The sequence below is a fragment of the Bdellovibrionales bacterium genome, assembly GCA_019750295.1.
Classification (GTDB): Bacteria; Bdellovibrionota; Bdellovibrionia; order Bdellovibrionales; family JAGQZY01; genus JAIEOS01.
On the sequence record JAIEOS010000152.1, the window covers coordinates 1 to 2015 of the forward strand.

At 44.1% G+C, this 2015-nt stretch carries 4 protein-coding genes; 3 read left to right on the forward strand and 1 reads right to left on the reverse strand.

Annotated features, from left to right (window positions below):
- Window positions 1–111: 111 nt before the first annotated feature.
- From K2Q26_16170 to K2Q26_16180, 3 genes are all read left to right on the forward strand, one after another.
- Window positions 112–615, forward strand: coding sequence for a hypothetical protein (locus K2Q26_16170; GenBank protein MBY0317056.1), 504 nt, complete (start codon window positions 112–114; stop codon window positions 613–615).
- Between the two features lie 223 nt (window positions 616–838).
- Window positions 839–1024, forward strand: a complete 186-nt coding sequence (locus K2Q26_16175; GenBank protein MBY0317057.1) for a hypothetical protein — start codon at window positions 839–841, stop codon at window positions 1022–1024.
- 122 nt (window positions 1025–1146) lie between these two features.
- Window positions 1147–1683, forward strand: coding sequence for a hypothetical protein (locus tag K2Q26_16180; GenBank protein MBY0317058.1), 537 nt, complete (start codon window positions 1147–1149; stop codon window positions 1681–1683).
- Here K2Q26_16180 and K2Q26_16185 read toward each other — a convergent pair.
- On the reverse strand, window positions 1680–2015 hold a 336-nt coding region (locus K2Q26_16185), incomplete at its 5' end, for an NUDIX domain-containing protein (GenBank protein ID MBY0317059.1). The two genes, K2Q26_16180 and K2Q26_16185, sit on opposite strands and share 4 nt — an antisense overlap.

The window sequence follows — 2015 nt, forward strand, 5'->3', positions numbered from 1 at the left end:
ACTTTGCGCATGAGTCCTTATCGACGTTTACGGCAAAAAAGAACATCAACTTTGGTCCAGCTTGTCGCGTCTCTTCTCATCTCTAAAGGAGCTGGAACCGAAGAGTGAGATATGAAGGTTGAGTCGTTTCAAGATATCCTCAGAGAAAAAATGGAGAACATTCTCGAACCCGAGGCTCGATCGTCGGAAAATCATCAAGAGACGCTTTCCGAAGAGATCCTCCTTCCATTTTTTACCGCACCGCTCATCAACCCCCCTCGACTTAACGCCTCACTCAAAGCCTATCCTCTGCAAAAAAAGAAGACGGAAGTCGCTACCCCTGTCGCCGCTGTGCCATCCGTGAAAACATCAGAGCCCGTCATTCTAAAATCGGATTTGAGCGAAGATGGAAAGATGAAGTGGTTTCTTTTTGAGCGCATGGTCGGTCAGGATTTTCCTACTGAAATTACCCGTTCTCGGGCCATGGGGGCATTTCGGAAATTTCTCAAACAAAACCATCCCGACCTCGCTCAAAAAAAATCCGATTTTAACTTCGCAACTTTTGTTAAAATTAAAAATGAATTTATCGCCATTCTTGAGCAACAAGATCCTCGCAGATCAAAATCGCAAAGCTAATTTCCACTCCACAATATTTTAGACTCGTTTTCCTTAATCGCGCCTCGGGGAATATTGACCCTAATTTAAAGACAGTATTCCACACTAACGGCCTGTACAAAGTATCATTAGCGCGTATTTTTCATCTCAGACTAGGAACGCGTTTTGTATATGGAGTTAAGTAGATGAACAAGTGGTGCAACCCACTGAACTAACCCATCTCAACAAGGAGAAGTTTATGGAAATGAAAAATCAAGAAACACAGTTTACACCGAAAGAAGAACAGTCCGAAACACTTCGTCACAAAGTGGGCGATGTGATCGAACGCGCTGGCGAAAATTTATCAGAGGCTGGAGCTGAGAAGCTCGGTCGAGCCGTTTATCGCGCCGGCAATAAAATCGAACATTCCGGTGAAGAAAAAAATAAATAAGCACTTAGATTTTATTTATAATTAAAAGAGCCAAACCTCACCGTTTGGCTCTTTTTTTGTCATTTTACTTTCAGTAACTCTTTTCCCTTGCGATTCGCGCTCTTTTCGTCAAAAACGGTGGGATGATTACTCGCAGATATTTTATTTACGTGCACATGGCACTGGCCGCATTCTTTCTCCCGTACCTATTGCTGATGCCATTTTCGGGAACCTGGCATTTGCTTAAGCTTTCGGAAGATCAAACAAAATCCGAGGCCTTCAAGATCACGGGAGTGGTTCCCTCAGATCCTCTCGCCAAGGAAATCTTTTTCCGCGAAGAATTTAAAAAGCAAAATATCGACTACTCCTTCGAATACGTTAAGGACAATGGGAAAGATTTTACATTTCGGCCAACGTCGAGAGTGTATTACACCGCCACCGTGGATGGAGATTCGATTCTATTCACGAAGGTCAATCCGGGACTCTCCCGGCGATTGATGGAAATCCATAAGGGACACGGACCATGGTTCATTCGAACTCTAGAGATCGCCTTTGGTGTCGCGCTAATCTTAGTGACCCTATCGGGATTGTGGCTCGCATTCACCGTTCAGAATTATCGCAACATCATGCTCGGAAGCTTTGCCTTGGGTGCGATCGTCATTGTTTGGGCTCTTCTTTAGAAGGAACCCAACATACGGCTTACTATATGAAAATGATCTTCAAAGAAATGATCTTCCATCTTGGATAAATCTAAAACCGGAACCCATCTGCATTCCGCTGCATCGTCATTCGCTTTGACGGTCAATAATCGATCCCCTTTGAGCTGATAGCAGTGCACGTGCGTGATGGTGCGACCTCGAACAGACCTTAATGGATGATCGAAGGTCTCCACTTTCACTAAACTTTTTTCGATATCTTCTTTTGAAATATCAATCTGAGTTTCCTCGTACAGCTCACGAATCGCCGACTCGTTTAATCGCTCATGGGATTCTAAAAATCCACCGGGTAAGGC

Bases quoted from the DNA above. Each gene is read 5' to 3' on its own strand.
- K2Q26_16170 (MBY0317056.1), top strand. From the start codon at position 112: ATGAAGGTTGAGTCGTTTCAAGATATCCTCAGAGAAAAAATGGAGAAC.
- K2Q26_16175 (MBY0317057.1), top strand. From the start codon at position 839: ATGAAAAATCAAGAAACACAGTTTACACCGAAAGAAGAACAGTCCGAA.
- K2Q26_16180 (MBY0317058.1), top strand. From the start codon at position 1,147: ATGATTACTCGCAGATATTTTATTTACGTGCACATGGCACTGGCCGCA.